At 60.8% G+C, this 15241-nt stretch carries 12 protein-coding genes; 11 read left to right on the top strand and 1 reads right to left on the bottom strand.

Translation table 11 applies throughout. The features are described 5' to 3' along the window. Positions 1-190 precede the first annotated feature (190 nt). Positions 191-1618, bottom strand: a complete 1428-nt coding sequence (arcD, locus tag BFP89_RS22500; RefSeq protein WP_065887627.1) for an arginine-ornithine antiporter — start codon at positions 1616-1618, stop codon at positions 191-193. Between the two features lie 400 nt (positions 1619-2018). Here arcD (BFP89_RS22500) and arcD (BFP89_RS22495) point away from each other — a divergent pair, with 400 nt between their 5' ends. The 11 genes from arcD (BFP89_RS22495) (at position 2019) to BFP89_RS22445 (ending at position 15042) form a co-directional block, all read left to right on the top strand. After that, positions 2019-3446, top strand: a complete 1428-nt coding sequence (gene arcD / locus BFP89_RS22495; RefSeq protein ID WP_065887626.1) for an arginine-ornithine antiporter — start codon at positions 2019-2021, stop codon at positions 3444-3446. A gap of 24 nt (positions 3447-3470) precedes the next feature. Beyond that, positions 3471-4727, top strand: a complete 1257-nt coding sequence (gene arcA, locus BFP89_RS22490; protein ID WP_065887625.1) for an arginine deiminase — start codon at positions 3471-3473, stop codon at positions 4725-4727. A gap of 12 nt (positions 4728-4739) precedes the next feature. Continuing rightward, entirely contained in the window at positions 4740-5750 is a 1011-nt protein-coding gene (locus BFP89_RS22485; RefSeq protein ID WP_065887624.1) for an ornithine carbamoyltransferase, read from the top strand. A gap of 176 nt (positions 5751-5926) precedes the next feature. Beyond that, a complete protein-coding gene (gene arcC, locus BFP89_RS22480) occupies positions 5927-6856 on the top strand; it encodes a carbamate kinase (RefSeq protein WP_065887623.1) in 930 nt (309 codons plus the stop codon). An 18-nt stretch (positions 6857-6874) separates the two neighbouring features. Beyond that, positions 6875-7237, top strand: a complete 363-nt coding sequence (locus BFP89_RS22475; protein WP_065887622.1) for a DUF5064 family protein — start codon at positions 6875-6877, stop codon at positions 7235-7237. A gap of 223 nt (positions 7238-7460) precedes the next feature. Next, complete coding sequence (locus BFP89_RS22470; RefSeq protein ID WP_065887621.1) at positions 7461-8969, top strand: sigma-54-dependent transcriptional regulator; 1509 nt, start codon at positions 7461-7463, stop codon at positions 8967-8969. Between the two features lie 430 nt (positions 8970-9399). Then, positions 9400-9783 (top strand): glycine cleavage system protein GcvH, encoded by a 384-nt coding sequence (gene gcvH / locus BFP89_RS22465; protein WP_005790845.1) that lies wholly within the window; start codon positions 9400-9402, stop codon positions 9781-9783. Between the two features lie 10 nt (positions 9784-9793). Further along, positions 9794-12631 carry an aminomethyl-transferring glycine dehydrogenase gene (gene gcvP, locus BFP89_RS22460; RefSeq protein ID WP_065887620.1) on the top strand — a complete coding sequence of 946 codons (2838 nt, stop codon included), beginning with the start codon at positions 9794-9796 and terminating at the stop codon, positions 12629-12631. A gap of 97 nt (positions 12632-12728) precedes the next feature. Further along, positions 12729-13853: a glycine cleavage system aminomethyltransferase GcvT gene (gcvT, locus tag BFP89_RS22455; RefSeq protein ID WP_065887619.1), complete on the top strand. Its 1125-nt coding sequence runs from the start codon at positions 12729-12731 to the stop codon at positions 13851-13853. A gap of 393 nt (positions 13854-14246) precedes the next feature. Beyond that, the gene (locus BFP89_RS22450) at positions 14247-14459 is read left to right on the top strand and encodes a cold-shock protein (RefSeq protein WP_065887618.1); all 213 of its coding nucleotides are present in this window, start codon (positions 14247-14249) and stop codon (positions 14457-14459) included. Positions 14460-14553: 94 nt separating this feature from the next. Next, positions 14554-15042, top strand: a complete 489-nt coding sequence (locus BFP89_RS22445; protein ID WP_065887617.1) for an RDD family protein — start codon at positions 14554-14556, stop codon at positions 15040-15042. The last annotated feature ends 199 nt before the right edge of the window (positions 15043-15241 follow it).

The following is a 15241-nucleotide window of genomic DNA, read 5'->3' as shown; positions in this document are numbered from 1 at the left end:
GTCCTGCCGGGTTACCCACGGATTCAAGCCTGCGTTCGGCCAGCGTGGTTTAACGGGGCGCCTAAGATCAAGATCAAAAGCCAGATCAAGAGCGACTCGCTTCGCATCGTGGTTACGGTTGGCGCTGCTGAGTTGTGTAGATACCTATGCCCCGATGGGGCCAGTACACCCACTATCAATTTCCGACATGTCACAACGACAACACCCCACTGTACAGCCCGTAGGCCGCCACTGCGGCGCCTGCCAGTACACACCCGAAAATGCCTTTTTCCACCGAGGTGAACAAGGCCTGGCCCTGCTCGCGCCTGGCCTGGGCGAACAGAATCACACCCGGGGCATACAACAGCGCCGACAGCAGCAGGTATTTCAGGCCGCCGGCATATAAAAGCCATACGGCGTAAGCCAGGGCAATCAGGCCCACCAGCAAGTCCTTGATGCGTCGACGCTGGGCGCCTTCGTAGGTTTCCCCACGCCCGCTCAACAGCACCGCATAGGCCGCCGACCACAGGTACGGCACCAGAATCATCGACGATGCCAGATAAATCAGGGTGGTGTAGGTACTGGCTGAAAACAGCGTGATGACCAGGAAAACCTGGATCATCACGTTGGTCAGCCACAGCGCGTTGACCGGCACCTGGTTGGCATTTTCCTTCTTCAGGAACGCCGGCATGGTCTTGTCCCGGGCGGTGGCGTAGAGGATTTCGGCACACAGCAACGCCCACGACAGCAGCGCCCCCAGCAACGAAACCGCCAGGCCGAGGCTGATCAATATCGCCCCCCAGGGCCCGACGATATGTTCCAGCACCCCGGCCAGGGAGGGGTTTTGCAATTGCGCCAGTTCCGGCTGGCTCATGATCCCCAGGGACAGCACATTCACCAGCACCAGCAGCGCCAGCACGCCGAGAAACCCAATCACCGTGGCCCGGCCCACGTCCGCGCGTTTCTCGGCCCGCGCCGAGTAGACGCTGGCGCCTTCAATACCGATGAACACAAACACCGTGACCAGCATCATGTGGCGCACCTGCTCCGTCACACTGCCCATTTGCGGGTTGCCCAGGCCCCAGATATCGCGACTGAAGATGTCGGCCTTGAACGCCACGGCGGCAATCACGATAAACATCAGCAGCGGCACAATTTTCGCCACCGTGGTGACCTGGTTGATGAACGCCGCCTCCCTGATCCCGCGCATCACCAGAAAATGCACGGCCCACAGCAGCACCGATGCACAGCCGATGGCCAGCGGCGTATTACCCTGGCCGAACACCGGGAAAAAGTAGCCGAGTGTGCTGAACAGCAAGACGAAGTACCCGACGTTGCCCATCCACGCGCTGATCCAGTAACCCCAGGCGGACGAAAACCCCATGTAGTCGCCAAACCCGGCCTTGGCGTAGGCATACACGCCGGAATCCAGTTCCGGCTTGCGGTTGGCCAGGGTCTGGAATACGAAGGCCAGGGTCAGCATGCCGACCGCGGTGATCGCCCAGCCGATCAGCACAGCGCCCACGCCAGCGCGTGCGGCCATGTTCTGCGGCAGGGAAAAGATCCCACCGCCGATCATCGAACCCACCACCAGGGCGATCAGGGCACTGAGCCGAAGTTTCTGCGCGGGCTGGGACATTGAAGTTCCTCGAATAATTTTCTCAGCAGACACTTGGGCACACTATCAATTCAATTAATGAATGCAGTGCACTCATAACATAAAGGCATGTAAACACAGCAAGTTCAGGCGTATTTAGAATTTAAATAAGGGCAACATGACGCAGTCGTCAAACCTCATTAAAAAGTTTGCACATTCGCGAATACGAACTAGCGTCATACATCCACGCCACACCAAATGATTAATCAACACGCAAGAAGCGCTCTGCAAAGCGCTTCTTCGGGATTTTCATCGTCCCACGAACTTCCATGCCAAGTCATTAATTTACAATGGAATGTGCCAATGAAGTGATCTGAGTCAGCTATTTGATTAGCCCACGGAATTATTCTGTGATCTCTCTCTCCTGCATTGGAGTCACACAATGTCTGATTCACCCGGAAAACTAAGGCTTGGCGCACTGGTTGCACTCGTGGTGGGCTCGATGATTGGCGGTGGGATCTTCTCATTGCCGCAAAACATGGCCGCCAGTGCCGACGTCGGCGCGGTGTTGATTGGCTGGGTGATTACCGCCATCGGCATGTTGACCCTCGCCTTCGTGTTCCAGACCCTCGCCAACCGCAAGCCAAACCTGGACGGCGGTGTCTACGCCTACGCCAAGGCCGGGTTCGGCGACTACATGGGGTTCTCGTCCGCCTGGGGTTACTGGATCAGCGCCTGGCTGGGCAACGTCGGTTACTTCGTGCTGCTGTTCAGCACCCTCGGTTACTTTTTCCCGATCTTTGGCGAAGGCAACACCCTCGCCGCCGTGATTGGCGCGTCGGTGTTGCTGTGGGCCGTGCATTTCCTGGTGCTGCGCGGGATCAAGGAAGCGGCGTTCATCAACCTGGTGACCACCGTCGCCAAGGTGGTGCCACTGGTGCTGTTCGTGTTGATCGCGCTGTTCGCGTTCAAGCTGGACATTTTCACCGCTGACATCTGGGGCGTGAAAAACCCTGACCTGGGCAGCGTGATGAACCAGGTGCGCAACATGATGCTGGTCACCGTGTGGGTGTTCATCGGTATCGAGGGCGCGAGCATCTTCTCGTCCCGGGCGGAAAAACGCAGCGACGTCGGCAAGGCTACCGTGATCGGTTTTATCACCGTGCTGCTGTTCCTGATGCTGGTGAACGTGCTGTCCCTGGGGATCATGACCCAGCCGGAACTGGCCAAGCTGCAGAACCCGTCGATGGCCGCCGTGCTGGAGCATGTGGTAGGCCACTGGGGCGCGGTGCTGATCAGCGTCGGCTTGATCATTTCCCTGCTGGGCGCGTTGCTCTCATGGGTGCTGCTGTGTGCGGAGATCATGTTCGCCGCCGCCAGGGACCACACCATGCCGGCGTTTCTGCGCCGCGAAAACGCCAACCACGTGCCGGTCAACGCCCTGTGGCTGACCAACGCGATGGTGCAACTGTTCCTGATCATCACGCTGTTTTCCGCCAGCACTTACCTGTCGCTGATCTACCTCGCCACCTCGATGATCCTGGTGCCCTACCTGTGGTCGGCGGCCTACGCCCTGCTGCTGGCGGTACGCGGCGAAACCTACGAGAACGCCTTCAAGGAGCGGCGCAAAGACCTGTTCATCGGCGCCCTCGCCCTGATCTATGCGATCTGGCTGCTCTACGCCGGCGGCACCAAATACCTGCTGCTTTCGGCCCTGCTCTACGCCCCCGGCGCGATCCTGTTCGCCAAGGCCAAGCGTGAACTGGGCAAACCGATATTCACCAACGTCGAGAAGCTGATTTTCACCGCAGTGGTCATTGGCGCCCTGGTGGCGGCCTATGGGCTCTACGACGGCTTCCTGACCCTGTAATTGTTGTTCACTGGAGGATCTGTAATGACCACGGAAAAAGTGAAATACGGCGTCCATTCCGAAGCCGGCAAACTGCGTAAAGTCATGGTGTGCTCCCCAGGCCTGGCCCACCAGCGGCTGACCCCCAACAACTGCGACGAACTGCTGTTCGATGACGTGCTCTGGGTGGCCCAGGCCAAGCGCGACCACTTCGACTTCGTCACCAAGATGCGCGAGCGGGACATTGATGTGCTGGAAATGCACAACCTGCTGACCGACATCGTCGCCATCCCCGAAGCCCTGGACTGGATTCTGCAGCGCAAGATCACCGCCAATACGGTTGGCCTGGGCCTGGTCGAAGAAGTCGGTTCCTGGCTGCGCAGCCTGGAGCCGCGCAAGATCACCGAGTTTCTGATCGGTGGCGTGTCGGCCGATGATCTGCCGAGCAGCTTCGGCGGCAGGACCATCGAGATGTTCCGCGACTTCCTCGGCCACGCCAGTTTCATCCTGCCGCCGCTGCCCAATACCCAGTTCACCCGCGACACCACCTGCTGGATCTACGGCGGCGTGACGCTCAACCCGATGTACTGGCCGGCGCGACGCCAGGAAACCTTGCTGGCCAGCGCCATCTATAAATTCCACCCGGAATTCACCCACGCCGACTTCCAGATCTGGTACGGCGACCCCGACCAGGACCACGGCGCCGCCACGCTGGAAGGCGGTGACGTGATGCCGATCGGCAACGGCGTGGTGTTGATCGGCATGGGCGAACGCTCGTCGCACCAGGCCATCGGCCAACTGGCGCGCAATCTGTTCAAGAACAACGCGGTAGAACGGGTGATCGTCGCCGGCCTGCCCAAATCCCGCGCGGCGATGCACCTGGACACGGTGTTCAGCTTCTGCGACCGCGACCTGGTCACCGTCTTCCCCGAAGTGGTCAACCAGATCGTGCCCTTCACCCTGCGCCCTGACGAGAGCAAGCCCCACGGTATCGATATCCAACGCGAGAAAACCAACTTCCTCGAGACCGTCGCCGCAGCGCTCAACCTCAAGGCACTGCGTGTGGTCGAGACCGGCGGCAACAGCTTCGCCGCCGAACGCGAGCAGTGGGATGACGGCAACAACGTGGTGGCGGTGGAACCTGGCGTGGTGATCGGCTACGACCGCAACACCTACACCAATACCCTGCTGCGCAAGGCCGGGGTGGAAGTCATCACCATCAGCGCCGGTGAACTGGGCCGAGGCCGTGGCGGCGGCCACTGCATGACCTGCCCGATCATCCGCGACCCTATCGACTATTAAGGAGACTTCATCATGGCTTTCAATATGCGCAACCGCAGCCTGCTGTCGCTGATGCACCACACCACCCGCGAGCTGAACTACCTGCTGGACCTGTCCCGCGACCTCAAGCGCGCCAAGTACACCGGCACCGAGCGTGCGCACCTCAAAGGCAAGAACATCGCGCTGATCTTTGAAAAAACCTCGACCCGCACCCGTTGCGCGTTCGAAGTGGCGGCTCATGACCAGGGCGCCCACGTCACCTACATCGACCCGGTGTCGTCGCAGATCGGCCACAAGGAAAGCATGAAGGACACCGCCCGCGTACTGGGCCGCATGTTCGACGCCATCGAGTACCGTGGCTTTGCCCAGGAAATCGTCGAAGAGCTGGCCAAGTTCGCCGGCGTGCCGGTGTTCAACGGCCTCACCGCCGAATTCCACCCCACGCAAATGATCGCCGACACCCTGACCATGCGCGAACACAGCGACAAGCCGCTGCATGACATCAGCTACGCCTACCTCGGGGATGCGCGCTACAACATGGGCAACTCGTTGCTGATGATCGGCGCCAAGCTCGGCATGGACGTGCGCATCGGCGCGCCAAAAGCGTTGTGGCCGCACGACGACTTCATCAAGCAGTGCCAGGCCTTCGCTGAAGAAAGCGGCGCACGCATCACCATCACCGAAGACCCGACCGAAGCGGTCAAGGGCGTGGACTTCATCCACACCGATATCTGGGTGTCCATGGGCGAACCGGTGGAAGCCTGGGACGAGCGTATCGAGCAACTGCTGCCGTACCAGGTCAACGCCAGGATGATGAAGGCCTCGGGCAACCCACGGGTGAAGTTCATGCACTGCCTGCCGGCGTTCCACAACAGCGAAACCAAGGTCGGCAAGGACATCGCCGCACGCTATCCGCACTTGGCCAATGGCGTGGAAGTGACCGAGGAAGTCTTCGAATCGCCAGCCAACATTGCCTTTGAGCAGGCGGAAAACCGCATGCACACCATCAAGGCGATTCTGGTGTCGGCGTTGGCGGATATCTAACTCTCACTGTCGGAACAGAGCTCAAAAATGTGGGAGGGGCGGTGCGACGATTCGACTTGCCCCCGATGGCGGTGGATCAGCCAACAAATCTGTAGCTGACACACCGCATCGGGGGCAAGCCCCCTCCCACATTTAGACCAGTGTTCACAACGATGGATTTCAGAAGGACATTTTCTATGCGCATCGTCGTAGCCCTGGGCGGTAACGCCCTCCTGCGCCGTGGTGAACCCATGACCGCGGACAACCAACGCGCCAATATCCGCATCGCCACCGAGCAGATCGCCAAGATCCACGCCGGCAACGAGCTGGTGATCGCCCACGGCAATGGCCCGCAAGTCGGCCTGCTGTCGTTGCAGGCAGCGGCCTACACCAGCGTCTCGCCCTACCCGCTGGACGTGCTGGGCGCCGAAACCGAAGGCATGATCGGCTACATCATCGAACAGGAGCTGGGCAACCTGCTGGACTTCGAAGTGCCGTTCGCCACCCTGCTTACCCAGGTTGAAGTGGACGCCAGGGACCCGGCCTTCCAGAACCCGACCAAACCCATCGGCCCGGTGTATACCAAAGCCGAAGCCGAAAAACTCGCCGCTGAAAAAGGCTGGGCGATTGCCCCGGATGGCGACAAATACCGCCGTGTGGTCGCCAGCCCCCGCCCGAAACGCATCTTTGAAATCCGCCCGATCAAGTGGCTGCTGGAAAAAAACGCCATCGTGATCTGCGCCGGCGGCGGCGGCATTCCGACGATGTATGGCGAAGACGGCAAGCTGCGCGGTATTGAAGCCGTGATTGATAAAGACTTGTGTTCATCCTTGCTGGCTTCGCAACTGGACGCCGACCTGCTGGTGATCGCCACCGACGTCAACGCCGCCTTTATCGACTACGGCAAGCCCACCCAGAAGGCCATCGGCCAGGCCCACCCGGACGAAATGGAAAAACTCGGCTTCGCCGCCGGCTCCATGGGGCCCAAGGTGCAAGCGGCCTGCGAGTTCGCCCGCCAGACTGGCAAAACCGCGGTGATCGGTTCACTCTCGGACATCGAAGCCATCGTCCAGGGCCACGCCGGCACCCGCATCAGCACGGCGACACCTGGCATCACCTATCTGTGAAGTAGAGGAGATTTGCCTATGGCCACCTTTGAACCGGGACACTTGCACGTCGAACGTCACGCGCTCAACGAGCATGACTACAGCTACAACCTGCACATCGATTACGAAGTCAGCCAGGACCCCAAGGAAGGCAAGGGCATGTTGTTCAAGCTGCACGGTTCGGTGCAGGGCAAGGACCTCAAGGAAGAGTTCTTCCTGCCCAAGGACCAGGCGTTCGACTTTGCCCGGCATGCGATGAACATCGCGCAGAAATACGGCATGCCGAAAATGGCCGTGCTGAACGGGTCGATGCACAAGCAGTACGACTTGATGTTCGAAGATGTGCGCCATCAGTTGGATGTGAAATCCGGCGACCCGGTCAAGCCCGAACACTTGGAGTAACCCCACTGCACTGACACAACACCGTGCAAAAATGTGGGAGGGGGCTTGCCCCCGATAGCGGTGAATCAGCCAACAAGTCTGTAGCTGACACACCGCATCGGGGGCAAGTCGAATCGTCGCACCGCCCCTCCCACATTTGATCTCCATCAGTTGTCAGATTTCACCTGTGCCCCGCGCCAAGGCATACTTGCCGCCTCTGCTCTCCAGAATTGCCAATCGCCCCATGCGTATCCACGTCAGCTTCATCGACCGCGTCGGCATCACCCAGGAAGTCCTGGCCCTGCTGGGTGGGCGCAACCTCAACCTGGATGCGGTGGAAATGGTGCCGCCCAACGTCTATATCGACGCACCGACCTTGAGCGCCGAGGTGCTCGAGGAACTGCGCGATGCGTTGTTCAGCGTGCAGGGCGTGCAGGCGGTGACGGTGGTCGACATCCTCCCCGGCCAGCGCCGCCACCTGCAACTCGACGCGCTGCTGGCGGCGATGACCGACCCGGTGCTGGCCCTGGACAGCGCGGGCACGATCCTGTTGGCCAACCCGGCGTTGATCGCCCTCTACGGGCGGGAGCCGGCCGGCGAAAGCATCGCCGAGCTGTTCAGCGACCCAGGGCTGCTGGACACCTTGCTGGAACATGGCTTTCGCCTGCCGTTGCGCGAGATCAGCGTCAACGGCCAGACCCTGTTGCTGGACGCCACGCCGATCACCGATGCCGGCGCCCTGCTCACCCTCTACCCGCCCAACCGCATCGGCGAGCAACTGTCGGCGCTGCACCACGACCATGCCGAAGGTTTCGACGCGCTGTTGGGCGAATCCCCGGTCATCCGCACCTTGAAGGCGCGCGCGCAACGCGTGGCGGCACTGGATGCCCCGCTGTTGATCCAGGGCGAAACCGGCACCGGCAAGGAACTGGTGGCGCGTGCCTGCCATGCGATCAGCGCCCGTCACAGTGCACCGTTCCTGGCACTGAACTGTGCCGCACTGCCGGAGAATCTGGCCGAGAGTGAATTGTTCGGGTACGCCCCCGGGGCCTTTACCGGCGCCCAGCGCGGCGGCAAGCCGGGGCTGATGGAGTTGGCCAACCAGGGCACGGTGTTCCTCGATGAAATCGGCGAAATGTCGCCGTACCTGCAGGCCAAGTTGCTGCGCTTTCTCAACGACGGCAGCTTTCGCCGAGTGGGCGGCGACCGTGAAGTGAAGGTCAATGTGCGCATCCTCAGCGCCACCCACCGCGACCTGGAAAAGATGGTCAGCGAAGGCACCTTTCGCGAAGACCTGTTCTACCGCCTCAACGTACTCAACGTTGAAGTACCGCCGTTGCGCGCACGCGGCCAGGACATCCTGCTGCTGGCGCGCTACTTCATGCAGCAGGCCTGTGCGCAGATCCAGCGCCCCGTCTGCCGCCTGGCGCCCGGCACCTACCCGGCGCTGCTGGGCAACCGTTGGCCGGGCAACGTGCGCCAGTTGCAAAACGTGATCTTCCGCGCCGCCGCCATCTGTGAAAGCAGCCTGGTGGATATCGGCGACCTCGACATCGCCGGCACGTCCGTCGCCCGCCAGAGCGACGGCGAAATCGACAGCCTGGAACAAGCGGTGGAACACTTCGAGCGCGACCTGCTGGAAAAGCTCTACACCAGCTACCCCTCGACCCGCCAACTGGCCAGCCGCCTGCAAACCTCCCATACCGCGATTGCCCATCGTTTGCGCAAGTACGGCATTCCAAACAAGCCCTAGCTCCAAAAGTCAGCAGATTTAAATGTGGAATACAAACCCATGTGGGAGGGGGCTTGCCCCCGATAGCATTGTGTCAGTCAACTCATCCATTGCTGATCCACCGCAATCGGGGGCAAGCCCCCTCCCACATTTGGAATGTATTGCCAATTTTTGGTCTGAGAACGACATTCTGTGTACTGAAAGCGCTACAGCGTAACGATATCGCTACAACCCTGCTTTTCGCGCGCCATGCAAGGCTTTGATCCACATAGTCTTTTTTTCTCAGGCCGAACTGTAGCGAAATCGCTACAGCCAAAACCCACAGCATCACTACCCATTTTTATAACCTATTGTTTTGTAACACTTTAATGACCTTGGCCGCGATATTGCTAAGCAACTCCCCATTATCCCAATCCCGTCCACCAGACGAATCTGGCCCTGAGGAGTTTCCATGAGCGAGTTGCGTTTCACTGAAGATCACGAATGGCTGCGCGCCGAAGCCGATGGCAGCGTCACCGTGGGCATTACCGCTTTTGCGCAGAACGCGCTGGGTGATGTGGTTTTCGTGCAACTGCCTGAGCTGCAGGCCTACGACAAGGGCGCCGAAGCGTCCACCGTGGAATCGGTCAAGGCCGCCAGCGGCGTTTACATGCCTCTGGACGGTGAAGTCCTCGAAGTGAATGACAAACTCGATGGCAGCCCCGAACTGGTCAACGAAGACCCGATGGGCGAAGGTTGGTTCTTCCGCTTTAAACCAGCCGACGCCGATGCAGTGGCTAAGCTGTTGGATCAGGATGCGTACGACCGCCTGATCAAAGCCAACGCTGAAGCCTGAGGAGCGCGCCATGACCGTTAATCTGACCACCGCCAACGAATTCATCGCCCGCCACATCGGCCCGCGCCAGGAAGACGAGCAGCACATGCTCGCCAGCCTGGGTTTTGACTCCCTCGAAGCCCTGAGCGCCAGCGTGATCCCGGAAAGCATCAAGGGCACCAGCGTGCTCGGCCTGGAAGACGGCCTGAGCGAAGCCCAGGCCCTGGCCAGGATCAAGGCCATCGCAGGCCAGAACCAACTGTTCAAGACTTATATCGGCCAGGGCTACTACAACTGCCATACGCCGTCGCCGATCCTGCGTAACCTCCTGGAAAACCCGGCCTGGTACACCGCCTACACCCCGTACCAGCCGGAGATTTCCCAGGGCCGCCTGGAAGCGCTGCTGAACTTCCAGACCCTGATCAGCGACCTCACCGGCCTGCCGATCGCCAACGCCTCCTTGCTCGACGAAGCCACCGCCGCCGCCGAAGCCATGACCTTCTGCAAGCGCCTGAGCAAGAACAAAGGCAGCAACGCGTTCTTCGCCTCGGTGCACAGCCACCCGCAAACCCTCGACGTTCTGCGCACCCGCGCCGAGCCGCTGGGCATCGACGTGGTAGTGGGCGATGAGCGCGAACTGAGCGACGTCAGCGCATTCTTCGGCGCCCTGCTGCAATACCCGGCGAGCAACGGTGATGTGTTCGATTATCGCGAGTTGACCGAGCGCTTCCACGCCGCCAATGCGCTGGTCGCCGTGGCCGCCGACCTGCTGGCCCTGACCCTGCTGACCCCGCCGGGCGAGTTTGGCGCCGACGTGGCCATCGGCAGCGCGCAACGCTTCGGCGTGCCGTTGGGCTTTGGCGGCCCGCACGCGGCGTACTTCTCCACCAAGGATGCGTTCAAGCGCGACATGCCGGGCCGTCTGGTCGGTGTGTCGGTGGACCGTTTCGGCAAGCCGGCCCTGCGCCTGGCCATGCAGACCCGCGAGCAACATATCCGCCGCGAGAAAGCCACCAGCAACATCTGCACCGCCCAAGTGCTGCTGGCCAACATCGCCAGCATGTACGCCGTTTACCACGGCCCTGAAGGCCTGACCCAGATCGCCCAGCGCATTCACCAACTGACCGCGATCCTGGCCAAGGGCCTGACCGCCCTGGGCCTGAAGGTCGAGCAGGAACACTTCTTCGACACGATCACCCTCAACACCGGCGCAAACACTGCCGCCCTGCACGACAAGGCGCGCACCCAGCGCATCAATCTGCGTGTAGTGGACGACGAGCGCGTTGGCCTGTCGATCGACGAGACCACCACCCAGGCCGATATCGAAGCCCTGTGGAGCCTCTTCGCAGACGGCAAGGCCCTGCCCGCCTTTGCCGCCACCGAAAGCACCCTGCCGAGCGCCCTGCTGCGCCAGTCGCCGATCCTCAGCCACCCGGTGTTCAACCGTTACCATTCGGAAACCGAGCTGATGCGCTACCTGCGCAAACTGGCCGACAAGGACCTGGCGCTGGACCGAACCATGATCCCGCTGGGTTCGTGCACCATGAAACTCAACGCCGCCAGCGAAATGATCCCGGTGACCTGGGCCGAATTCGGTGCCCTGCACCCGTTCGCCCCGGCTGCACAAAGCGCCGGCTATCAGCAACTGACCAGCGAACTGGAGGCCATGCTCTGCGCGGCCACCGGTTACGACGCCATTTCCCTGCAACCGAACGCCGGTTCCCAGGGTGAATACGCCGGCCTCCTGGCGATCCGCGCCTACCACCAGAGCCGTGGCGAAGCGCGTCGCGACATCTGCCTGATCCCATCGTCGGCCCACGGCACCAACCCGGCGACCGCCAACATGGCCGGCATGCGCGTGGTGGTCACCGCCTGCGACGCACGAGGCAACGTCGACATCGAGGACCTGCGCGCCAAGGCCATCGAGCACCGCGAACACCTCGCTGCGCTGATGATCACCTACCCGTCCACCCACGGTGTGTTCGAGGAAGGCATTCGCGACATCTGCGCGATCATCCACGACAACGGCGGTCAGGTGTACATCGACGGTGCCAACATGAACGCCATGGTGGGCCTGTGCGCACCGGGCAAGTTCGGCGGCGACGTCTCCCACCTGAACCTGCACAAAACCTTCTGCATTCCCCACGGCGGTGGCGGCCCGGGCGTTGGCCCGATCGGCGTCAAGTCGCACCTCACGCCCTTCCTGCCAGGCCATGCGGCCATGGCGCGCAAGGAAGGCGCGGTGTGTGCCGCACCGTTCGGCAGCGCAAGCATTTTGCCGATCACCTGGATGTACATCAGCATGATGGGCGGCGCGGGCCTCAAGCGCGCGTCGCAGTTGGCGATCCTGAATGCCAACTACATCTCCCGTCGCCTGGAAGAGCACTACCCGGTGCTGTACACCGGCAGCAACGGCCTGGTCGCGCACGAATGCATCCTCGATCTGCGCCCGCTCAAGGACAGCAGCGGCATCAGCGTGGACGACGTGGCCAAGCGCCTGATCGACTTCGGCTTCCATGCGCCGACCATGTCGTTCCCGGTGGCCGGCACCTTGATGATCGAACCGACCGAAAGTGAATCCAGGGAAGAACTGGACCGCTTCTGCGAGGCCATGATCGCCATTCGCGAAGAGATTCGCGCCGTGGAAAACGGCACCCTGGACAAGGACGACAACCCCCTCAAGAACGCCCCGCATACCGCAGCGGAACTGGTGGGCGAGTGGACGCACCCGTACAGCCGTGAACAGGCGGTGTACCCGGTAGCCTCGCTGATCGAAGGCAAGTACTGGCCGCCGGTGGGCCGGGTCGACAACGTGTTTGGCGATCGCAACCTGGTGTGTGCGTGCCCGTCGATCGAGAGCTACGCGTAACCCGCCTGACTGAAAGGGGTCAAAAAATGTGGGAGGGGCTTGCTCCCTCCCACACTTGACCCAGTCGGCCTCGAAAAATAAGTTTCAGGAGCTGAACATGTCCACCGAAACCCTGTTGAAAACCCCATTGCACGCCCTGCACCTCGAGCTGGGCGCGCGCATGGTGCCCTTCGCCGGCTACGACATGCCGGTGCAATACCCGCTGGGCGTCATGAAAGAGCACCTGCACACCCGTGAACAGGCCGGCCTGTTCGATGTGTCGCACATGGGCCAGATCCGCCTGACCGGCGCCAATGCCGCCAAAGCCCTGGAAACCCTGGTGCCGGTCGACATCATCGACCTGCCGGTAGGCATGCAGCGCTACGCGATGTTTACCAACGAGCAGGGCGGCATTCTCGACGACCTGATGGTGGCCAACCTGGGCAACGACGAACTGTTCCTGGTGGTCAATGCCGCCTGCAAGGACCAGGACCTGGCGCACCTGCGCCAGCACATCGGCGACCAGTGCAGCATCGAACCGTTGTTCGAAGCCCGCGCATTGCTGGCCCTGCAAGGCCCGGCGGCGGTAAAGGTGCTGGCGCGCCTGGCACCGCAAGTCACCCAGATGACGTTCATGCAATTCGCCACCCTGCGCCTGCTGGGTGTGGACTGCTACGTCAGCCGCTCCGGCTATACCGGTGAAGACGGTTTCGAAATTTCCGTACCGGCTGAAAATGCCGAGAGCCTGGCCCGCAGCCTGCTGGCCGAAGCCGAAGTGCAGGCGATCGGCCTGGGTGCGCGCGATTCCCTGCGCCTTGAGGCCGGCCTGTGCCTGTACGGGCATGACATGAACACCGAGACCACCCCAATCGAAGCCAGCCTGCTGTGGGCGATTTCCAAAGCGCGCCGTACCGATGGCGCGCGTGCCGGCGGCTTCCCCGGCGCAGACCGGATCTTCACCCAGCAGCAAACCGGCGTGAGCCGCAAACGCGTCGGCTTGTTGCCCCAGGAGCGCACTCCGGTACGTGAAGGCGCTGAGATCGTCGACGCCGAGGGCGCGGTGATTGGCAGCGTGTGCAGCGGTGGCTTTGGTCCCTCTCTGGGCGGACCGTTGGCGATGGGTTACCTGGACAGCGCCTTTACCGCACTGGATACCGAGGTTTCTGCGCTGGTGCGTGGGAAAAAGGTGCCATTGCGTGTAAGTAAAATGCCATTTGTACCGCAACGTTACTTCCGTGGCTGATAGATCGTTTCCATAAGTAACGCGGCTGCGTTACGTGCACTAAACTGTAACGCAGCCGCCATATAACAGTGCACAAGCGATAGTCTTTGTTATAGGGATTGTCCTATAACAAGTGAGCACGCCTATCGAATAAGCCGGCGTGAATTTATTCACCAAACTGTCATCAGCCCGAGCAAAACCTGGCTTTCTGGCAGGGCTTGTTTTTTCCATATTAGTTGGCGTAGAGTTTGCCCACTGTGTTTGCATGGGTCGCTTGGAACCTGGACCTGGGCAGTAGCTGAAGTAGTAACGCTACAACCCGTTCGACGTCTCTTACTTTCCTGCAACCCAGCCCAGTACTCTTTCGTGTGAAAGAGGCTGTCATTAATTTTTAGCGTCAAAGGAAAGAAGAAAATGGCTGATCGTCAGAGCGGTACCGTCAAGTGGTTCAACGACGAGAAAGGGTTTGGTTTTATCACTCCAGAAAGCGGTCCGGATCTGTTCGTGCATTTCCGCGCTATCCAGGGCAACGGCTTCAAGAGCCTGAAGGAAGGCCAGAAGGTCACCTTCGTGTCAGTGCAAGGCCAAAAAGGCCTGCAGGCTGACGAAGTACAAGCAGAAGGCTGATCCTTCCTGCGACAAAAAGCCCCTGATATGACATCAGGGGCTTTTTTATGGGCGTCATTGCGTAAACTGCACGTTTTCACCAGAGAGCCCTGCCATGCCCAAGCCCCTGTTGCGCCCCCAGGGCGAGTTCCCCGCCGTTGGCCTGGGCCGCCGCCTGGCAGCGATGTTCTATGATTTTCTGTTGTGCACCGCCCTGCTGATCGTCACCGCCTTTATCTACAAGCTGGTGTGGATCGCCTTCGTGGGTGAGGCGAAGATGCGCACACTCACCGAGTCCGGCGCACTGGACGGTGACCCGTTGCTGTCGACGATCCTGCTGTTTGTGCTGTTCGGTTTTTTCGCCAAGTTCTGGACCCATTCCGGGCAGACCCTGGGCATGCAGGTGTGGGGCGTACGCGTGCAGAACGCTGACGGCACGCGCATCAGCCTGTGGCAGGCGCTGTTGCGCTTTGTGGTGTCGATTGCGTCGTGGTTGTGCGTGGGACTGGGGTTTATCTGGTCGCTGTTCGACAAGCAAAAGCGCAGCTGGCATGACATCTATTCGGACACGCAACTGGTACGTATCCCGAAGCAAAAGAAGTAACCACCAGCCAAGTGAAGATCAAAATGTGGGAGGGGGCTTGCCCCCGATGGCGGCCTCTGGGCTGGCCGGGATGCTGGATTGGAACGAGTACATATCCGTTTCTGTGGTAACGGCTGCTATGGGTTCCGCCCTTACGGCGGCTCACTTTTGAAAAGCGCAAAAGTAAGCAAAACGCTCTTGCCCCACCACTCGGCACCTC

Origin of the sequence: Pseudomonas sp. 31 R 17, assembly GCF_900004915.1 — a bacterium.
Taxonomy (GTDB): Bacteria; Pseudomonadota; Gammaproteobacteria; order Pseudomonadales; family Pseudomonadaceae; genus Aquipseudomonas; species Aquipseudomonas orientalis_A.
This window is presented reverse-complemented; position numbering and strand designations above follow the sequence as displayed.

What these genes read in the sequence shown, in the direction of transcription:
- arcD (WP_065887627.1), bottom strand. Translation starts at nt 1,618, where the DNA reads ATGTCCCAGCCCGCGCAGAAACTTCGGCTCAGTGCCCTGATCGCCCTG.
- arcD (WP_065887626.1), top strand. Translation starts at nt 2,019, where the DNA reads ATGTCTGATTCACCCGGAAAACTAAGGCTTGGCGCACTGGTTGCACTC.
- arcA (WP_065887625.1), top strand. Translation starts at nt 3,471, where the DNA reads ATGACCACGGAAAAAGTGAAATACGGCGTCCATTCCGAAGCCGGCAAA.
- BFP89_RS22485 (WP_065887624.1), top strand. Translation starts at nt 4,740, where the DNA reads ATGGCTTTCAATATGCGCAACCGCAGCCTGCTGTCGCTGATGCACCAC.
- arcC (WP_065887623.1), top strand. Translation starts at nt 5,927, where the DNA reads ATGCGCATCGTCGTAGCCCTGGGCGGTAACGCCCTCCTGCGCCGTGGT.
- BFP89_RS22475 (WP_065887622.1), top strand. Translation starts at nt 6,875, where the DNA reads ATGGCCACCTTTGAACCGGGACACTTGCACGTCGAACGTCACGCGCTC.
- BFP89_RS22470 (WP_065887621.1), top strand. Translation starts at nt 7,461, where the DNA reads ATGCGTATCCACGTCAGCTTCATCGACCGCGTCGGCATCACCCAGGAA.
- gcvH (WP_005790845.1), top strand. Translation starts at nt 9,400, where the DNA reads ATGAGCGAGTTGCGTTTCACTGAAGATCACGAATGGCTGCGCGCCGAA.
- gcvP (WP_065887620.1), top strand. Translation starts at nt 9,794, where the DNA reads ATGACCGTTAATCTGACCACCGCCAACGAATTCATCGCCCGCCACATC.
- gcvT (WP_065887619.1), top strand. Translation starts at nt 12,729, where the DNA reads ATGTCCACCGAAACCCTGTTGAAAACCCCATTGCACGCCCTGCACCTC.
- BFP89_RS22450 (WP_065887618.1), top strand. Translation starts at nt 14,247, where the DNA reads ATGGCTGATCGTCAGAGCGGTACCGTCAAGTGGTTCAACGACGAGAAA.
- BFP89_RS22445 (WP_065887617.1), top strand. Translation starts at nt 14,554, where the DNA reads ATGCCCAAGCCCCTGTTGCGCCCCCAGGGCGAGTTCCCCGCCGTTGGC.